The organism is Pseudomonas sp. NY8896, assembly GCF_039634505.1.
The window spans coordinates 5,112,586-5,129,409 of record NZ_CP132350.1 but is presented as its reverse complement, the minus strand read 5'-3'; the positions used below and the strand labels follow the sequence as shown (position 1 = coordinate 5,129,409).

Sequence of the window (16,824 nt, the reverse complement as noted above, 5' to 3'; positions counted from 1 at the left end):
GGACTGCCTGTGAGCGGCTTGTTTATTACTTTGGAAGGCCCCGAAGGCGCGGGCAAGAGCACCAATCGCGACTACCTGGCCGCGCGCCTGCGCGAGCACGGCCTGGACGTGGTGCTGACCCGTGAGCCTGGTGGTACACCGTTGGCGGAAAGGGTGCGCGAACTGCTGCTGGCGCCCAGTGATGAAAGCATGGCGGCCGACACTGAACTGCTGCTGGTGTTCGCCGCGCGCGCCCAGCACTTGGCGCAGGTGATCCGTCCGGCATTGGCCCGTGGGGCCGTGGTGCTGTGTGATCGTTTCACCGATGCCACCTATGCCTATCAGGGCGGTGGCCGTGGTTTGTCGGTCGAGCGTATCGCAACCCTGGAGCAGTTCGTCCAGGGCGGCCTGCGCCCGGACCTGACCTTGGTCTTCGACCTGCCGGTGGAGGTGGGCCTGGCCCGCGCCGCAGCCCGTGGCCGCCTGGACCGTTTCGAGCAGGAGGGCCAGGCCTTCTTCGAAGCCGTGCGCCAGGCGTACCTGCAGCGCGCCCAGCGTGCGCCGCAGCGCTACAGCTTGCTTGATGCCGCACAATCCCTGGAGGCCGTGCAGCGTGACATCGACGCTCTGCTGCCAGGCATTGTGGAGCGTTGCCGTGGCTGAGGCCTACCCTTGGCAGGAAGCGCTGTGGCAGCAACTGGCTGGGCGCAGCCAGCACGCCCATGCGTACTTGCTGCACGGGCCCCAAGGCATCGGCAAGCGAGCGTTGGCCGAGCGCCTGATGGCCCGCCTCATGTGCCAGCGACCGCTGGGCTTGGAGGCCTGTGGCGAGTGCAAGTCGTGCCTGTTGCTCAAGGCTGGCAGCCACCCGGACAACTTTGTCCTCGAACCCGAGGAAGCCGACAAACCGATCAAGGTCGACCAGGTCCGTGAGCTGGTGGCCTTCGTGGTGCAGACGGCGCAACTGGGTGGGCGCAAGGTGGTGTTGATCGAGCCGGTGGAAGCGATGAACGTCAACGCCTCCAACGCGCTGCTGAAAAGCCTTGAAGAGCCTTCCGGCGATACCGTGCTGCTGTTGGTCACGCATCAGCCAAGTCGCCTGTTGCCAACGATCAAGAGTCGTTGCCAGCAGGTTGCCTGCCCGCAGCCCAGCCTGGCCCAGAGCCAGGCTTGGCTGGCTGGCGCGTTGCCCGACAGTGATGAGGCTGAGCGCGATGAGCTGCTGACCCTGGCCGCCGGTTCGCCATTGATGGCGGTTAGCCTGCAGGCTCAGGGTGTGCGCGAGCAACGCGCGCTGGTTACCGACGGGGTGAAGAAGCTGCTCAAGCAGCAGCAATCGCCCAGCCAGTTGGCCGACGCCTGGAACGCTGTACCGTTGTTGCGGCTGTTCGACTGGTTCTGCGATTGGGCGCACCTGATCCTGCGCTACCAGTTGACCCAGGACGAGGAGGGGTTAGGCTTGGCGGATATGCGCAAGGTGGTGCAATACCTTGCGCAGAAGAGCCGTCAGGCCAAGGTGCTGGAGGTGCAGGCGTGGATCCTTGAGCAGCGCCAGAAGGTGCTGGGCAAGGCCAACCTCAACCGTGCCCTGCTGCTTGAATCGCTGCTGGCCCACTGGCTGCAACTGCCCGGCGCCCGCTGATATCCCATTTTTCATGTGTGCTGTTATCCCATGCTTGTAGATTCCCATTGCCACCTCGACCGTCTTGACCTCAGCGCCCACCAGGGCTCGCTCGATGCTGCCCTGCAGGCGGCGCGTGAGCGCGGGGTCGGGCATTTCCTGTGCATTGGCGTGAGTGCCGAGAATGCTGGCGCGGTGAAGGCGCTTAGCGAGCAGTACGCTGACGTCGACTGCTCGGTGGGTGTGCACCCGCTGGACTTGGCTCCAGGCGAAACCCCGGCGCTGGAATGGCTGTTGCGCGAACTGGCCCACCCGCATGCAGTGGCGATTGGCGAAACCGGGCTGGATTACCACTACGAGCCGGAGGCTGCCGAGCTGCAGCAGGCCTCGTTCCGCTTGCACCTGGAGGCCTCGCGGCAGACCGGCAAACCGGTGATCGTGCATACACGGGCGGCCCGTGCCGATACCTTGGCGCTGTTGCGCGAGGCCAGCTTGCCGCAGGCTGGCGTGCTGCACTGCTTTACCGAGGATTGGGACATGGCCAAGGCCGCACTGGACCTGGGGTATTACATTTCGCTGTCTGGCATTGTGACCTTCCGCAATGCTGATGCCCTGCGTGAGGTGGCGCGGCAGGTGCCGGTTGATCGGTTGCTGGTGGAGACCGATTCGCCTTATCTGGCTCCGATTCCGTATCGCGGCAAGCCGAACTTGCCGCAGTATGTGCGGGAAGTGGCGGAGTATGTGGCTTCGTTGCGCGGGGCCAGTTATGAGCAACTGGCCGAGCAGACCACCGCCAACTTCAAGCGGTTGTTCCCGTTGGCGCGGGTGGCCTGATAGAGCACGAGCCTGATTGCTCTTGCTCTTGCTCTTGCTCTTGCTCTTGCTCTTGCTCTTGCTCTTGCTTCGGCTTTTGCTTCTAAGCGCGCGGTAGTTCAGGCGACGCAGATTGCGACTTCAGGAGGCCGAGCGCAGGGCTTGCGGAGGGAGGTGACGGGCATGGATGCCCGTCAAGCGCTGGGCCCCAGGATGGGGCCTGCAGCGCGGTCCTCCCGGGAGCAAGCCCGGAGCGAGGGGACCCCGAAGCGTAGCGTAGGGGCCGGATGATGGGAGCGGACGGTTTTTGGTTCCTTTTTGCCACGACAAAAAGGGACCCGCCGTAAGGGCGGAAAGGTGACTGTGCGCCACCCGCGCGAATGAATGTTTACTCGGTGTGAAGGCCCATATCCAAAAAGCAAAAAGCAAAAAGCAAAAAGCAAAAAGCAGAATTTGTCTGTTTTGACTCAGCGAACAGTCCGTTTGCGATGGCGACGCTGACTCACCTTTTCGCCCTTACGGCGAGTCACTTTTTGTCAAACGCGACAAAAAGTAACCAAAAAACGCTGCGCTCCCATCATCCGGCCCCTGCGCTGCGCTCCGGGGTTCCCTCACTCCGGCCTTGCTCCCGGGAGGACCGCGCTGCAGGCCCCATCCTGGGGCCCAGCGCTTGACGGGCATCCATGCCCGTCACCTCCCTCCGCAAGGCCTGCGCTCGGCCTCCTGAAGTCGCGAAGATCAAGATCAAGATCAAGATCAAGATCAAGATCAAGATCAAGATCAAGATCAAGATCAAGATCAAGATCAAGATCAAGATCAAGATCAAAAGCACAGTACAAATGTCGAGCGGGAGTGCGGGCCGCTTTGCGGCCCGTCGCGTAAGCAAAAAAAACCCGGGTTCTGGGGGAGGAATCCGGGTTAAGACCATTAGGAGTAAAACAAAGGTACGCGGTCCCTGAGCACCTTTATCGGCGCGCCACTTGGGGGGGATGCGCCGCGCCAACACTTCAAGTATTGGTCAGGTTTGGCGCAGTGCCAGTGCATATTGGTCGTTTTTTAAACAGATTTGGAATACGCCGCCGTTCCGTTCCTCCCGCATCGCATGGCCGTATGCATCGTGAAACACTGCCATGCTTGGATGATCCGTGCAATTTCCCGCAAGTTAGGCATAATAAACCGCTTCGATTGTCATCCAGTCCTTCCCATGCAGAAAGAACCTCGTAAGGTCCGTGAGTTTCGCCGTCGCGAACAGGAAATCCTCGACACCGCGCTCAAGCTGTTTCTCGAACAGGGCGAAGACAGCGTCACCGTCGAGATGATCGCCGACGCCGTGGGCATCGGCAAAGGCACGATCTACAAGCACTTCAAGTCCAAGGCGGAAATCTACCTGCGCCTGATGCTCGACTACGAGCGCGACCTGAACGCGCTGTTGCACTCGGCCGATGTCGACCGTGACAAGGAAGCCCTGTCGCGCGCCTACTTCGAGTTCCGCATGCGCGATCCGCAACGTTACCGGCTGTTCGATCGCCTTGAAGAAAAGGTGGTCAAGGGCAACCAGGTGCCAGAAATGGTCGAGCAGTTGCACAGCATCCGCGCTTCCAACTTCGATCGCCTGACCCAACTGATCAAGGGTCGTATCAGCGAAGGTAAACTCGAAGACGTGCCGCCGTACTTCCATTACTGCGCCGCCTGGGCGCTGGTGCATGGCGCCGTGGCGCTGTACCACTCGCCGTTCTGGAGCAATGTATTGGAAGACCAGGAAGGCTTCTTCCAGTTTCTGATGGACATTGGCGTGCGTATGGGCAACAAGCGTAAGCGCGACCCGGAACCAACCAACTGAAGCGCTTCGTCACTTCCCGCTGAAGCCGGTAGGGTGCGGTGGGGGCTTGCAAAAACCTGATTTATGAGTCAGGTTTCGCCTGCCCCTCATCATCCATGCCGGAGTCATTCATGATTGTCGATCGTCAAGGCAGGCGCTTTCGCAACCTGCGTGTCAGCCTGACGGCTGCCTGCAATTACGCCTGCACTTACTGCGTACCCGACGGTAAGCGCCTGGTGGCGGCGCAGGACGAACTCTCAGCAGACTCCCTGGCCCGTGGCGTGGCCTACCTGATCGAAGCTGCCGGCGTCGAGCGCCTGCGCATCACCGGCGGTGAACCGCTGATCAGCCCGCGCCTGGACGCCTTTCTGGCTGGCGTGGCCAAACTTGATCTCGACGATATCTCGCTGACTACCAATGGCCAGCTGCTGGAGCGCAAATTGCCGCAGTTGCAGGCGGCCGGTATTCGTCGCCTGAATGTTTCCCTCGACACCCTCGACCCGCAAGCCTTCCGCCGTATCGCCCGAGGCGGCGACTTGGCCTGCGTGCTGGCGGGTATGCAGCAAGCCAGCACCCTGGGCATGCAGGTGAAAGTGAACATGGTGCCGATGCGTGGGCAGAACCTCGACCAGGTGCTGCCGCTGCTGGAATACTGTCTTGAGCGCGGCTTCGAGTTGCGCTTCATCGAACTGATGCGCATGGGCCATCTGGCCCGTGATCACAATGCTTTCCTGCAGCAGTTCGTCGGCCTTGACCAGCTGCTCACGCTGATTGGCGGCAAGCATACCTATGCCCAGGTCGACGCGCCCTTGGATGCCACTGCCTTGCGTTATCAAATCCCCGGCAAGGGCTACTTCGGTGTTATCGCCAACGAGACTGTGCCGTTTTGCCGTACCTGCTCACGGTTGCGCCTGTCTTCAACGGGCTGGTTGCATGGCTGTCTGTCGTCAGGCAACCGCCACTTCGTCGGTGACCTGCTGGAAAAGCCACGCCATCAGGCGCTGCCAGCCCTGCAACGGTTGTTGGTCAAGGCGTTGGCAGACAAGCAGGAGCTGGCGTTTTCCGGGGGCGTTACGGTGATGAAGGTGATCGGTGGCTGAAGCTGGCGCAAAAGCTGCATCCGCCGGCTATTCGCCGGTTTTTCGTCGCCGGCCACTGGAGGAAAGATGCGTAGCCTGGTCTTGCTGCTGGCGCTGATGGCGCTGGGCGGCTGCATGAATGTCAGTGATATGGGCGAGGGCGTTCGCTATCACATGAGCGATGCCGGTCTGCTGGATCACAGTGAAACCCGCCGCACCTTGTCGATCCGCCTGCAACCGGACTCGTTCATCTTCATCGGCCAGGGTGCATTCGTGCCGCCGGGCAAGGGGCCAGTGCCACGGCAGAACGCAGTGGCAGAGCAAGCCTTCAAGAGCTTCGTCGAGTATTTCCCGCTGGTACGCCGCGCCCAGGGCCCGTTGGGCCTGGAGGAGGCCATTGCCCAGGCGCGCTCGGTAGGCGCCGATTACGTGTTGTATACGCGTTTCGCGCGCACCGACGACCGCATCGGCAATGGTGACGAGTGGTACGACGAACAGGCCGTAGACCGCGTGGGTTGGGACAGTGGCGTGGTGCAGATGATGCTGATCGAAACCAATACCCGCTACCTGATCGACACCGCCCGCATCAAGAGTCGTGGCGGTTTGTTGACGTTCCACGACAATACCCCGGAGGATTTGCTTGGTGCGCCGATGCGCGAGTACGCTCGTAGCCTTCTGGGCATGAGTGAATGAGGCAAGCGTGATGAGCGATTCCGGCAAGGCCAATGACCTTCTGGCGCAGATCCCCAAGGCCAAGGGCCTGCCGCCGGTGCATCTGTGGAACCCGGACTTCTGCGGCGACATCGACATGCGCATTGCCCGCGATGGCACCTGGTACTACCTGGGCACGCCGATCGGGCGCAAACCGATGGTGCGGCTGTTTTCTACCATCATTCGCCGCGATGGCGATGACTATTTCCTGATTACTCCGGTCGAGAAGGTTGGCATTCGCGTTGACGATGCCCCGTTCGTGGCTGTAGCGCTGGACGTGCAGGGCGAGGGCAAGCAGCAAGTGCTGCGCTTTACCAGCAATGTCGAGGACCAGGTCGAGGCCGGGCCGGACAATCCTCTGCGGGTGGTCATCGATCCGGTGACGCAGGAGCCGTCGCCGTATGTGCTGATGCGCAGCAACCTTGAGGCGTTGATACACCGCAATGTGTTCTACCAACTGGTGGAGCTGGCGGTGCCGCGTGAGATCGAGGGTGAGGAATGGCTTGGAGTATGGAGCCAGGGCGAGTTTTATCCGATTGGGCGCAGCAGCTGAATGCTCTGTTGCCAGTGCCCGCGAAAGGCCGGCACTGGCAACAATCGGCCTCCTGATTTTCCCCAGGATTGGCCATTTGTCTTCAGCCTGTCAGGGCCTAACCTGCTGGCAATTGCCATCCAGGAGAAGCCCAGCATGAAACCCTCAACGCTCATCCTTTTCGCTCTGCTCGCCGCCCAAACCCCCGCCTGGGCCCACGGCGACGTTGCCGACCAGGTCACAGTCCTGCAGCAGCAACAACCCTCGAATGCCCCCGGCAAAACCGCCGTCATGCTTACCGTCAGCTACGCACCCGGCGAAGCGTCCCCTGCGCATCAGCACCCAGGTGCAGTGATGGCCTACGTGCTGGAAGGTGCGGTGGTATCGAAGCTCAATAACGAGCAGGAAAAGACCTACAAGGCCGGCCAGTACTGGTACGAGGCGCCCGGCACCGTGCATAGCGTGTCACGTAATGCCAGCAAGACCCAGCCTGCCAAGCTGCTGGTCTGGAGCCTGGTGGATGAGGGCAAGCCGGTGACCGAAGCGCTGGGCCAATAAACCCGATGCAACGAAAAAGCCCCCAGTTGCTTGCGCATCTGGGGGCTTTTTCAGTGTTTGGCTCCGCGACCTGGACTCGAACCAGGGACCCAATGATTAACAGTCATTTGCTCTACCGACTGAGCTATCGCGGAATCTGCGCGTATCTTACTGATTGCCCAGGGGAAGTCAAGCCACCCCTAGGCAAAACAATGAGTTACAGCACTTCCACGATAGCCTTGGTGACCACATGGATGTTGCTCTGGTTCAGCGCGGCCACGGCGATACGGCCGGTGTCCAGGGCGTAGATGCCGAAATCGTTCTTCAGGCGGGCCACCTGATCAACGGTCAGGCCCGAGTAGGAGAACATGCCGACCTGGCGGCCAACGAAGCTGAAGTCGCGATTGGCGCCATATTCGGCCAGCAGCGAAACCATCTGCTTGCGCATGCCGTGGATGCGCTGGCGCATTTCGCCCAGTTCGGTTTCCCACATCTGGCGCAGTTCGGCGCTGTTCAGCACGGTGGCTACGATGGTTGCACCGTGGGTTGGTGGGTTGGAGTAAGTGGTGCGGATCACGCGCTTGACCTGCGACAGCACGCGAGTGCTCTCGTCCTTGGAGGCGGTGACGACCGACAGTGCGCCGACGCGCTCGCCGTACAGCGAGAACGATTTGGAGAACGAGCTGGAAACAAAGAACTCCAGGCCCGACTCGGCGAACAGGCGAACGGCGAAGGCGTCTTCGGCGATGCCATCACCAAAGCCCTGGTAGGCCATGTCGAGGAACGGCACGTGGCCCTTGGCCTTGACCACCTCCAGGACATTTTTCCAGTCGTCCAGGTTCAGGTCGACGCCGGTCGGGTTGTGGCAGCAGGCGTGCAGCACGACGATCGAGCCCGATGGCAGGGCGTTGAGGTCTTCCAGCATGCCGCCGCGGTTCACATCGTTGGTCGGCGCATCGTAGTAGCGATAGGTCTGCACCGGGAAACCGGCCGACTCGAACAGCGCGCGATGGTTTTCCCAGCTTGGGTCGCTGATGGCGACCACGGCGTCAGGCGAGATGCGCTTGAGGAAGTCGGCACCGATTTTCAGTGCGCCGGTACCACCGACGGCCTGTACGGTGACCACACGGCCAGCGGCCAGCAGTGGCGACTCGGCGCCGAAGATCAGCTTTTGCACGGCCTGGTCATAAGTGGCGATGCCGTCGATCGGCAGGTAGCCGCGCGAGGCGTGCTGTGCGGCACGCTGGGTCTCGGCTTCGATCACGGCGCGCAGCAGCGGGATGCGGCCTTCCTCATTGCAGTACACGCCCACGCCCAGGTTGACCTTGTCGGTACGTGGGTCGGCGTTGAATGCTTCGTTGAGGCCCAGGATAGGGTCGCGGGGTGCCAGCTCGACAGCGGAAAACAGGCTCATTGTTACTTCGGCTCTGATTGGAGAGTGATAGGACGTACACGCTCCAGCCGAATGCACTGAAGCGGTGCACAAACGGGGAGTCAGTATAGTGATACCGACCGGTCACCGCGACACTCTGGCGCAGCTTTTCCGGTTATTTGCGCAAATATTTTTCGACCATTGGTCTAATTGCCGGGTCCACCGTTACACGCGTTCACAGCTATGCCTTGAAAGCGCCCCCGAGCGGGCGCATTTGGGTATAGACTACTGGCTAAATTTACAGTTACCGCAGCGCTGCGAGGTCCGTCATGTCCGAGTTCCAGCTCGTCACCCGTTTCCAGCCGGCAGGCGACCAGCCCGAGGCCATCCGCCAGTTGGTCGAAGGCATCGAGGCGGGGCTGTCGCACCAGACGCTGCTCGGCGTGACGGGCTCGGGCAAGACCTTCAGCATTGCCAACGTCATCCAGCACGTGCAGCGCCCGACGTTGGTGCTGGCGCCGAACAAGACCCTGGCCGCACAGCTGTACGGCGAGTTCAAGGCGTTCTTCCCCAACAATGCGGTGGAGTACTTCGTCTCCTATTACGACTACTACCAGCCGGAAGCCTACGTGCCGTCGTCGGACACCTTCATCGAGAAGGACGCCTCGATCAACGACCACATCGAGCAGATGCGCCTGTCGGCGACCAAAGCGCTGCTGGAGCGGCGCGACGCCATCATCGTCACCACCGTCTCGTGCATCTATGGCCTGGGCAGCCCCGAGACCTACCTGAAAATGGTCCTGCACGTGGACCGTGGCGACAAGCTCGACCAGCGCGCGCTGCTGCGCCGCTTGGCGGACTTGCAGTACACCCGCAATGAAATGGACTTTGCCCGTGCCACCTTCCGCGTGCGGGGCGATGTGATCGACATTTTCCCGGCGGAATCGGACCTGGAGGCCATCCGCATCGAGCTGTTCGATGATGAGGTGGAGAACATCGCCGCCTTCGACCCGCTGACCGGCGAGGTTTTCCGCAAGCTGCCGCGTTTCACCTTCTATCCCAAGAGCCACTATGTCACCCCGCGTGAAACGCTGCTGGAAGCAGTGGAGGGCATCAAGGAAGAACTGAAGGAGCGCCTGGAATACCTGCACAAGGCCAACAAGCTGGTCGAGGCGCAGCGCCTGGAGCAACGCACCCGCTTCGACCTGGAGATGATCCTCGAGCTTGGCTACTGCAATGGCATCGAAAACTACTCGCGCTATCTGTCCGGGCGCCCGGCCGGGGCGCCGCCGCCTACCCTGTACGACTACCTGCCGCCCGATGCGCTGCTGGTGATCGACGAATCCCACGTCAGCGTTCCGCAGGTCGGCGCCATGTACAAGGGCGACCGCTCACGCAAGGAAACCCTGGTCGAGTATGGCTTTCGCATGCCTTCGGCACTGGACAACCGGCCGATGCGTTTCGACGAGTGGGAGGATGTCAGCCCGCAGACCATTTTCGTTTCAGCGACCCCTGGTCCCTACGAAGCTGAGCATGCCGGGCGCGTGGTGGAGCAGGTGGTGCGCCCGACCGGCCTGGTCGACCCGCAGGTCGAAATACGCCCGGCGCTGACTCAGGTCGATGACTTGTTGTCCGAGATCCGCAAGCGTGTCGCGGCAGGCGAGCGTGTGCTGGCGACAACCCTGACCAAGCGCATGGCCGAAGACCTTAGCGACTACCTGGCCGATCACGACGTGCGGGTGCGCTATCTGCACTCGGACATTGACACTGTAGAGCGAGTGGAGATTATCCGTGACCTGCGCCTGGGCACCTTCGACGTGCTGGTAGGTATCAACCTGCTGCGCGAAGGCTTGGACATGCCCGAGGTGTCACTGGTGGCGATCCTCGATGCGGACAAGGAAGGCTTCCTGCGTTCCGAGCGCTCACTGATTCAGACCATTGGCCGTGCTGCGCGTAACCTCAATGGCCGGGCCATCCTCTACGCCGACAATGTGACGGGCTCGATGCAGCGAGCGATCGATGAAACCGAGCGCCGCCGCGAGAAGCAGATCGCGTTCAACGAGGCCAACGGTATCGTGCCCAAGGGCGTGGTCAAGGACATCACCGACATCCTGGAAGGTGCCACGGTACCTGGCGCGCGCAGCAAGAAGCGCAAGGGCATGGCCAAGGCGGCGGAGGAGAGCGCCCGTTACGAGGCCGAACTGCGTACGCCGGGCGAGATCACCAAGCGTATCAAGCAGTTGGAGGAGAAAATGATGCAGTTCGCTCGCGACCTAGAGTTCGAGGCTGCGGCGCAGTTGCGCGACGAGATCAGCCAGTTGCGCGAGCGGTTGATTACCAGCTGAAGTATGACGTGGGGGCGGCCTTGTGTCGCGAAAGAGCCGCCCCCACGGTGGCCGCGTAGCACCTTGAGTGTTTAATGTGCTTCCCCGGCTTTCAACCCTTCCGGCAACTTCCGGGTCAGCAACACCGCCACCATGCTTACCGCCAAGCCTATCCCGACAAAATGGAACGCATCGTTGTAAGCCATGATCATGGCCTGCTGGTGGGTAATCTCGCTCAGCTTGCCCAGCGCCGCGTTGTCATTGCCCAAGCGCTCCGCCAGTTGCGCCAGCCTTTCCGCTACCTGGGGGTTGCTCGGCACCACCGATTCGCGAAGGTAGTCGAAATACACCTTGGTCCGCGCATCCAGCAGGGTGGCCAGCAGGGCAATGCCGATGGCCCCGCCCAGGTTACGCAGGATATTGAACAAGCTCGACGCCGACCCTGCATCCTGCGGCTGGATATACGCTGTGGCGATCAGCGAAATGGTCACCATGATCATCGGTTGACCCAGGGCGCGGATGATCTGGATGTGGTTGAACTGCGGCCCGGCAAAGTCCGGGTTGAGCACCCCAGAGCCGAAACTGGCAGCCCCGAACAGGCAGAACCCCAACGCGCACAACACCTTGGGTGACACCACCTTCATCAGTTGCGGCACCAAGGGGATCAGGAACAGCTGCGGAATACCCATCCACATGATCACCTCGCCAATCTGCAAGGCGTTGTAGCCCTGCACCTGCGCCAGGTACAGCGGCAACAGGTAGATCGACCCGTACAGGCCCACACCCATGCCCAGGCTGGCGATGCTCGACAGGCCGAAGTTGCGGTTACCCAGGATGCGCAGGTTGATCAGCGGGTGCGGTTTGGAAAACTGCAAGATGACGAAGGTGATCAGGCTGACCAGGGCCACACTCCCCAGGCCGACGATGAGGTTCGACTCCAGCCAGTCCTTGCGGTGGCCTTCTTCCAGAAACACCTGCAGGCAGCCTAACCCCAGGCCCAGGGTGACGATGCCGGCGTAATCGGTGCTTTTCAGCAGTTCCCAGTGCGCTTCTTTCTTCTCCAGGCCATACATCAGGCCGGCAATCATCACCAGGCCTGGTGGGATGTTGATGTAGAAGATGTACTCCCAGCCCCAATTCTCGGTCAGCCAGCCGCCCAGGGTGGGGCCGATGGAGGGCGCGAAAGTGGCGGTCATGGCGAACATCGCCATGCCCTTGGCGCGGTGGTGCTCGGGCAGCTTGATCAGTGTCAGGGTAAATGCCAGCGGAATCAGCGCGCCGCCGGTGAAACCCTGCAAGGCGCGAAACAGGATCATGCTCTCCAGGTTCCAGGCCATCGAGCACAGCAGCGACGACAGCAGGAAGCCGCCCGATACCCACACGGCCAGGCGCCGCGCCGACAGCAGCTGTACCAGCCAGGCCGTCAGCGGGATCATGATGATTTCCGCCACCAGGTACGAAGTGGAAATCCATGAGCCTTCTTCCAGCGTCGCTGACAATGCGCCCTGAATGTCCTTCAACGAGGAGTTGGTGATCTGGATGTCCAGCACCGCCATGAAGGCACCGAGCATCACGCTCATCACTGCGATCCAGTCGCGCCGAGTCGGCTCCGCAGTGGGGCGGAGCAACGTATCACCGGCCATGTTGGCCTTCGTCTTCGCGGCGCAAGTCGACGGTGGCGGTGACCGACATGCCAGGGCGGATACGCCCGTGCAACGGGTTGTCGGCGCTGAAGGTGAGTTTTACCGGGATACGCTGCACCACCTTGGTGAAGTTGCCGGTGGCGTTGTCTGGCGGCAGCAGGCTGAACTGCGCGCCCGAGGCGGCGAACAGGCTGTCCACCCGCCCTTCGATGGGGGTGTCGGGGTAGCTGTCGAACAACAGCTCGGCACGCTGGCCAGGCTGCATGTGGCCAATCTGGGTTTCCTTGAAGTTGGCCTGCACCCAGATATCTTCGTCCGGCACGATCGACAGCAGGTAAGCGCCGGCCTGTACCACCTGGCCATTGCGCGCATTGCGCTGGCCGATGGTACCGCTGATGGGCGCGCGGATTTCGCAGCGGGTCAGGTTCAGCTCGGCCTGGGCCAGGTCGGCGCGGGCGTTGGCAATTTGCGCATCCAGGCGTTTCAGGTCGGCGTTCAGGGCGTTGACCTGCTGGCGCTGGCTCTGCAAGTCGGCCCGGGCCTTGTCGACCTGGGAGCCGGCAACATGGCTGTCCGCCGACAGGGTGGTGACCCGCTCTTCGGAGACATAACCCGGCTTGCGCAACTTCTCGGCGCGGCTCAGGTCCAGGCGTGAGCGGTCGAACGTGGCCTGGTTGGCCGCCACCTGAGCCTGGCCAGCGGCAATCAGGCTACCTTGTTGGGTCAGGCGGCTCTGTGCCTGCGCGTACTCGGCTTCGCGGGTGGCCAAGGCGGCGTGTGCGCGCTCGACAGCCAGTTCGAAGTCGGCGGCTTCCAGGCGCACCAGCAGGTCGCCCTTGTTGACGTGCTGGTTGTCCTCGACCGGCACAGTGTCGATACGTGCGCCAAGCTGGCTGGAGATACGGGTGATCTCGCCCTGCACATAGGCATTGTCGGTGCTCTCGTAGAAGCGGCCCTTGAAGTACCAGTGGGCCAGGAAGGCGAGGGCGATGATGGCCACCAGAGTAAAGAAGATCGCCAGGCGGCGTTTGAGTTGAGCAGGCATGGGGACTATCGTTCCAAAAATGTAAACAAATTTAACAGCGCCGCAGGGCCTGTCGACAAGTGACGTTCGCGCCATTGCTGGAGCCCGGTGCCTGCCTCCTGCTAACATCCCGCCTTTGTTTCATCTTTCGTTCGAGACTCTCCATGACCACCGTACGCACGCGTATCGCGCCATCGCCTACCGGCGACCCCCATGTCGGCACCGCCTACATCGCCTTGTTCAACTACTGCTTTGCCAAGCAGCACGGCGGTGAGTTCATCCTGCGCATCGAAGACACCGACCAGCTGCGCTCCACGCGCGAGTCGGAGCAGCAAATCTTCGACGCCTTGCGTTGGCTCGGCATCGAATGGAACGAAGGTCCGGACGTGGGCGGCCCGCATGGCCCATACCGGCAGAGCGAGCGTGGCGATATCTACGCCAAGTACGCCAAGGAACTGGTTGACGCCGGCCACGCCTTCTACTGCTTCTGCACCGCCGAAGAGCTGGAGCAGATGCGCGCCGAGCAGCAAGCTCGCGGCGAAACCCCACGCTATGACGGCCGCGCGCTGCTGTTGAGCGCCGAAGAAGTGCAGCGCCGCCTGGATGCTGGCGAGCCGCACGTGATCCGTATGAAGGTCCCGAGCGAAGGTATCTGCGTGGTGCCGGACATGCTGCGCGGCGATGTCGAAATCCCGTGGGACCGCATGGACATGCAGGTGCTGATGAAGAACGACGGCCTGCCGACGTACTTCCTGGCCAACGTGGTCGACGACCACCTGATGGGCATCACCCACGTGCTGCGTGGGGAAGAGTGGCTGCCGTCGGCACCCAAGCTGATCAAACTGTACGAGTACTTCGGCTGGGAGCAGCCCAAGCTGTGCTACATGCCGCTGCTGCGCAACCCGGACAAGTCCAAGCTGTCCAAGCGCAAGAACCCGACCTCAGTCACCTTCTACGAGCGCATGGGCTTCATGCCGGAAGCGATGCTCAACTACCTGGGCCGCATGGGCTGGTCGATGCCTGACGAGCGCGAGAAATTCTCGCTGGCCGAGATGGTCGAACATTTCGACCTGTCGCGTATCTCGCTGGGCGGCCCGATCTTCGACATCGAGAAGCTGTCCTGGCTCAATGGTCAGTGGCTGCGCGAGTTGCCGGTCGAAGAGTTTGCCACTCGTCTGCAGAAGTGGGCGTTCAACAGCGACTACATGATGAAGATCGCCCCGCATGTGCAGGGCCGGGTCGAGACTTTCAGCCAGGTTGCCCCGCTGGGCGGGTTCTTCTTCGAAGGTGCGCTGAAGCTGGATGCCAAGCTGTTCGAAAGCAAGAAACTGTCGGCCGACCAGGTGCGCCAGGTGATCCAGCTGATCCTGTGGAAGCTCGAAAGCCTGCGCCAGTGGGAAAAAGAGCGCATCACCGGTTGCATCCAGGCCGTGGTCGAGGCGTTGGAGTTGAAGCTGCGTGATGCCATGCCGCTGATGTTCGCCGCCATCACCGGCCAGGCCAGCTCGGTTTCGGTATTGGACGCCATGGAAATCCTCGGCCCCGACCTGACCCGCTACCGCCTGCGCCAGGCCCTGGACCTGCTGGGCGGTGTGTCTAAGAAAGAAAACAAAGAGTGGGAAAAGCTGCTGGCTTCCATCGCCTGATTCAGCTTTACCCCTAACCTGTAGGAGCGGGCTTGCCCGCGAATGCGATGGTAAATTCAACACCGCATTCGCGGGCAAGCCCGCTCCTGCAGGTTCAACTAAACCTCCAAGAACTGGGGCAGGGCGGTAAGTGATTGTTATCTGTGAAAATTTTTTTGAATATTTTGAAAAATTAGTTTGACAGCTTTGCAATCCGATCTTAATATGCGCCCCGTCCACAGCGATGAACGAAAACGAAACGCCAGGCACCCAGCCAGCGCTTCGGTTCAACGCGACATTGTGGGGCTATAGCTCAGCTGGGAGAGCGCCTGCATGGCATGCAGGAGGTCAGCGGTTCGATCCCGCTTAGCTCCACCAAATTCCGCTTAGCAGCCAAGGCTGATAAGCAAGACCGGGTCCAGCAACCGGGTCTTGAAGGTAAGAAGGTTCGTCCCCTTCGTCTAGTGGCCTAGGACACCGCCCTTTCACGGCGGTAACAGGGGTTCGAGTCCCCTAGGGGACGCCAGTTTTACACAAGCGATGTTTCACGATGTCGCTGGGCCGCGAGGCTATAAATCTGGGGCTATAGCTCAGCTGGGAGAGCGCCTGCATGGCATGCAGGAGGTCAGCGGTTCGATCCCGCTTAGCTCCACCAATTTTGCCGCGGTTCGCTTTGGCGGGCCGGCACGAAGGTTACGTCCCCTTCGTCTAGTGGCCTAGGACACCGCCCTTTCACGGCGGTAACAGGGGTTCGAGTCCCCTAGGGGACGCCACTTTTTCCTGCGTTTTGCAGGGCTTAAAAAGGCTCGTCGATTATTGATGAGCCTTTTGTTTCGGGGCTATAGCTCAGCTGGGAGAGCGCCTGCATGGCATGCAGGAGGTCAGCGGTTCGATCCCGCTTAGCTCCACCATTTCTGCCAGGGTTCACGCAAGTGGACCTTCGCGAAGGTTACGTCCCCTTCGTCTAGTGGCCTAGGACACCGCCCTTTCACGGCGGTAACAGGGGTTCGAGTCCCCTAGGGGACGCCACATTTACCCGCGTTTTGCGGGACTTTAAAGGCTCATTCGCTTATTGAATGGGCCTTTTGTTTTTCTCCCCTCTCCAAAAAACCACTACCGACCGACGGTTGAATATTTTGCTTGCCAAAAAATATGATGAGAATAATATTTCGATCATCATATTTTGCATGGTGAGTGCCCTGATGAGCGACAAGAAGAGCAGAACCCGTGAACGCATTCTGGAAGCTGCGCGCAGTGCGCTGATCCAGCAGGGCCCGGCGGAGCCCAGCGTCAGTCAGGTGATGGGCGCGGCAGGCCTGACCGTCGGCGGCTTCTATGCCCACTTCGACAGCAAAGACGAGCTGATGCTCGAAGCATTCCGCCAGCTGTTGGGCGAGCGCCGCGCCTTGCTCGCCCAGATCGACCCCAATCTCGATGGTGTCGGGCGGCGTGCGCTGGCCGGGGCCTTCTACCTGTCGCGCAAGCACCGGGACGCCGAAGTGCACGCGTGCCCGTTGCCTAACTCGCTGGGCGAAATGCAGCGCCTGCCGGAGGTTTTCCGCGAGGTGCTGGCCGAGCACATCGAATTGATGACCGCCGCAATGGTTGACCGCCCTGAGGATGCCGACAAGGCGCTGGCCGACCTGGCGCTGATGGTCGGTGGCCTGGCGCTGGCGCGGGCCTTGGGTACCAGTGACCTTTCTGACCGTATTCTGCGCGCCGCCAAATCGGCGGTGCTTTAACCC

General features: G+C 61.3%; 15 protein-coding genes and 7 tRNA genes. 18 read left to right on the top strand and 4 right to left on the bottom strand.

Annotated elements, in window-relative coordinates; all coding sequences use genetic code 11:
* The first annotated feature begins 9 nt into the window (after window positions 1–9).
* From tmk to Q9451_RS23040, 9 genes are all read left to right on the top strand, one after another.
* On the top strand, window positions 10–642 hold the full coding sequence (gene tmk / locus Q9451_RS23080; RefSeq protein ID WP_012271167.1) for a dTMP kinase: 633 nt from the start codon (window positions 10–12) through the stop codon (window positions 640–642).
* Window positions 635–1,621, top strand: a complete 987-nt coding sequence (locus Q9451_RS23075) for a DNA polymerase III subunit delta' (protein WP_012271168.1) — start codon at window positions 635–637, stop codon at window positions 1,619–1,621. Before tmk ends, Q9451_RS23075 begins: the two co-directional genes overlap by 8 nt.
* Window positions 1,622–1,651: 30 nt before the next feature.
* Window positions 1,652–2,434 carry a TatD family hydrolase gene (locus Q9451_RS23070; protein WP_012271169.1) on the top strand — a complete coding sequence of 261 codons (783 nt, stop codon included), beginning with the start codon at window positions 1,652–1,654 and terminating at the stop codon, window positions 2,432–2,434.
* A 662-nt stretch (window positions 2,435–3,096) separates the two neighbouring features.
* The gene (locus Q9451_RS23065; RefSeq protein WP_345960789.1) at window positions 3,097–3,372 is read left to right on the top strand and encodes a hypothetical protein; all 276 of its coding nucleotides are present in this window, start codon (window positions 3,097–3,099) and stop codon (window positions 3,370–3,372) included.
* Window positions 3,373–3,617: 245 nt separating this feature from the next.
* Entirely contained in the window at window positions 3,618–4,253 is a 636-nt protein-coding gene (locus Q9451_RS23060) for a TetR/AcrR family transcriptional regulator (protein ID WP_012271171.1), read from the top strand.
* A 110-nt stretch (window positions 4,254–4,363) separates the two neighbouring features.
* A complete protein-coding gene (locus Q9451_RS23055; RefSeq protein WP_012271172.1) occupies window positions 4,364–5,332 on the top strand; it encodes a radical SAM protein in 969 nt (322 codons plus the stop codon).
* Window positions 5,333–5,398: 66 nt separating this feature from the next.
* Window positions 5,399–6,004, top strand: a complete 606-nt coding sequence (locus Q9451_RS23050) for a DUF4823 domain-containing protein (protein ID WP_012271173.1) — start codon at window positions 5,399–5,401, stop codon at window positions 6,002–6,004.
* 10 nt (window positions 6,005–6,014) lie between these two features.
* Window positions 6,015–6,575 (top strand): DUF1285 domain-containing protein, encoded by a 561-nt coding sequence (locus tag Q9451_RS23045; protein ID WP_012271174.1) that lies wholly within the window; start codon window positions 6,015–6,017, stop codon window positions 6,573–6,575.
* A 135-nt stretch (window positions 6,576–6,710) separates the two neighbouring features.
* Window positions 6,711–7,112, top strand: coding sequence for a cupin domain-containing protein (locus Q9451_RS23040; RefSeq protein ID WP_012271175.1), 402 nt, complete (start codon window positions 6,711–6,713; stop codon window positions 7,110–7,112).
* A gap of 58 nt (window positions 7,113–7,170) precedes the next feature.
* Here the strand turns inward: Q9451_RS23040 and Q9451_RS23035 are convergent.
* Both Q9451_RS23035 and Q9451_RS23030 read right to left on the bottom strand, forming a co-directional pair.
* A tRNA-Asn gene (locus Q9451_RS23035) sits at window positions 7,171–7,246 on the bottom strand.
* A 62-nt stretch (window positions 7,247–7,308) separates the two neighbouring features.
* Window positions 7,309–8,505 carry an amino acid aminotransferase gene (locus Q9451_RS23030; RefSeq protein ID WP_012271176.1) on the bottom strand — a complete coding sequence of 399 codons (1,197 nt, stop codon included), beginning with the start codon at window positions 8,503–8,505 and terminating at the stop codon, window positions 7,309–7,311.
* 287 nt (window positions 8,506–8,792) lie between these two features.
* Between Q9451_RS23030 and uvrB the strand changes: the two genes are divergently transcribed.
* Entirely contained in the window at window positions 8,793–10,808 is a 2,016-nt protein-coding gene (gene uvrB / locus Q9451_RS23025; protein WP_012271177.1) for an excinuclease ABC subunit UvrB, read from the top strand.
* Between the two features lie 71 nt (window positions 10,809–10,879).
* Here uvrB and Q9451_RS23020 read toward each other — a convergent pair whose 3' ends face one another.
* Both Q9451_RS23020 and Q9451_RS23015 read right to left on the bottom strand, forming a co-directional pair.
* Window positions 10,880–12,370: an MDR family MFS transporter gene (locus Q9451_RS23020; RefSeq protein WP_171577272.1), complete on the bottom strand. Its 1,491-nt coding sequence runs from the start codon at window positions 12,368–12,370 to the stop codon at window positions 10,880–10,882.
* A 49-nt stretch (window positions 12,371–12,419) separates the two neighbouring features.
* The gene (locus tag Q9451_RS23015; protein ID WP_012271179.1) at window positions 12,420–13,475 is read right to left on the bottom strand and encodes an HlyD family secretion protein; all 1,056 of its coding nucleotides are present in this window, start codon (window positions 13,473–13,475) and stop codon (window positions 12,420–12,422) included.
* A gap of 143 nt (window positions 13,476–13,618) precedes the next feature.
* Here Q9451_RS23015 and gltX point away from each other — a divergent pair, with 143 nt between their 5' ends.
* The 8 genes from gltX (at window position 13,619) to Q9451_RS22975 (ending at window position 16,821) form a co-directional block, all read left to right on the top strand.
* The gene (gene gltX / locus Q9451_RS23010; protein WP_012271180.1) at window positions 13,619–15,100 is read left to right on the top strand and encodes a glutamate--tRNA ligase; all 1,482 of its coding nucleotides are present in this window, start codon (window positions 13,619–13,621) and stop codon (window positions 15,098–15,100) included.
* Window positions 15,101–15,381: 281 nt separating this feature from the next.
* A tRNA-Ala gene (locus Q9451_RS23005) sits at window positions 15,382–15,457 on the top strand.
* A gap of 72 nt (window positions 15,458–15,529) precedes the next feature.
* Window positions 15,530–15,605: transfer RNA gene (locus Q9451_RS23000), tRNA-Glu, on the top strand.
* A 53-nt stretch (window positions 15,606–15,658) separates the two neighbouring features.
* A tRNA-Ala gene (locus tag Q9451_RS22995) sits at window positions 15,659–15,734 on the top strand.
* Window positions 15,735–15,776: 42 nt separating this feature from the next.
* Window positions 15,777–15,852: transfer RNA gene (locus tag Q9451_RS22990), tRNA-Glu, on the top strand.
* A 62-nt stretch (window positions 15,853–15,914) separates the two neighbouring features.
* A tRNA-Ala gene (locus tag Q9451_RS22985) sits at window positions 15,915–15,990 on the top strand.
* Between the two features lie 42 nt (window positions 15,991–16,032).
* Window positions 16,033–16,108, top strand: a tRNA-Glu gene (locus Q9451_RS22980).
* Between the two features lie 173 nt (window positions 16,109–16,281).
* Entirely contained in the window at window positions 16,282–16,821 is a 540-nt protein-coding gene (locus tag Q9451_RS22975; protein WP_012271181.1) for a TetR/AcrR family transcriptional regulator, read from the top strand.
* Window positions 16,822–16,824: the final 3 nt, after the last annotated feature.

What these genes read in the sequence shown, in the direction of transcription:
- Q9451_RS23070 (WP_012271169.1), top strand. Translation starts at nt 1,652, where the DNA reads ATGCTTGTAGATTCCCATTGCCACCTCGACCGTCTTGACCTCAGCGCC.
- Q9451_RS23065 (WP_345960789.1), top strand. Translation starts at nt 3,097, where the DNA reads ATGCCCGTCACCTCCCTCCGCAAGGCCTGCGCTCGGCCTCCTGAAGTC.
- Q9451_RS23060 (WP_012271171.1), top strand. Translation starts at nt 3,618, where the DNA reads ATGCAGAAAGAACCTCGTAAGGTCCGTGAGTTTCGCCGTCGCGAACAG.
- Q9451_RS23055 (WP_012271172.1), top strand. Translation starts at nt 4,364, where the DNA reads ATGATTGTCGATCGTCAAGGCAGGCGCTTTCGCAACCTGCGTGTCAGC.
- Q9451_RS23050 (WP_012271173.1), top strand. Translation starts at nt 5,399, where the DNA reads ATGCGTAGCCTGGTCTTGCTGCTGGCGCTGATGGCGCTGGGCGGCTGC.
- Q9451_RS23045 (WP_012271174.1), top strand. Translation starts at nt 6,015, where the DNA reads ATGAGCGATTCCGGCAAGGCCAATGACCTTCTGGCGCAGATCCCCAAG.
- Q9451_RS23040 (WP_012271175.1), top strand. Translation starts at nt 6,711, where the DNA reads ATGAAACCCTCAACGCTCATCCTTTTCGCTCTGCTCGCCGCCCAAACC.
- Q9451_RS23030 (WP_012271176.1), bottom strand. Translation starts at nt 8,505, where the DNA reads ATGAGCCTGTTTTCCGCTGTCGAGCTGGCACCCCGCGACCCTATCCTG.
- uvrB (WP_012271177.1), top strand. Translation starts at nt 8,793, where the DNA reads ATGTCCGAGTTCCAGCTCGTCACCCGTTTCCAGCCGGCAGGCGACCAG.
- Q9451_RS23015 (WP_012271179.1), bottom strand. Translation starts at nt 13,475, where the DNA reads ATGCCTGCTCAACTCAAACGCCGCCTGGCGATCTTCTTTACTCTGGTG.
- gltX (WP_012271180.1), top strand. Translation starts at nt 13,619, where the DNA reads ATGACCACCGTACGCACGCGTATCGCGCCATCGCCTACCGGCGACCCC.
- Q9451_RS22975 (WP_012271181.1), top strand. Translation starts at nt 16,282, where the DNA reads ATGAGCGACAAGAAGAGCAGAACCCGTGAACGCATTCTGGAAGCTGCG.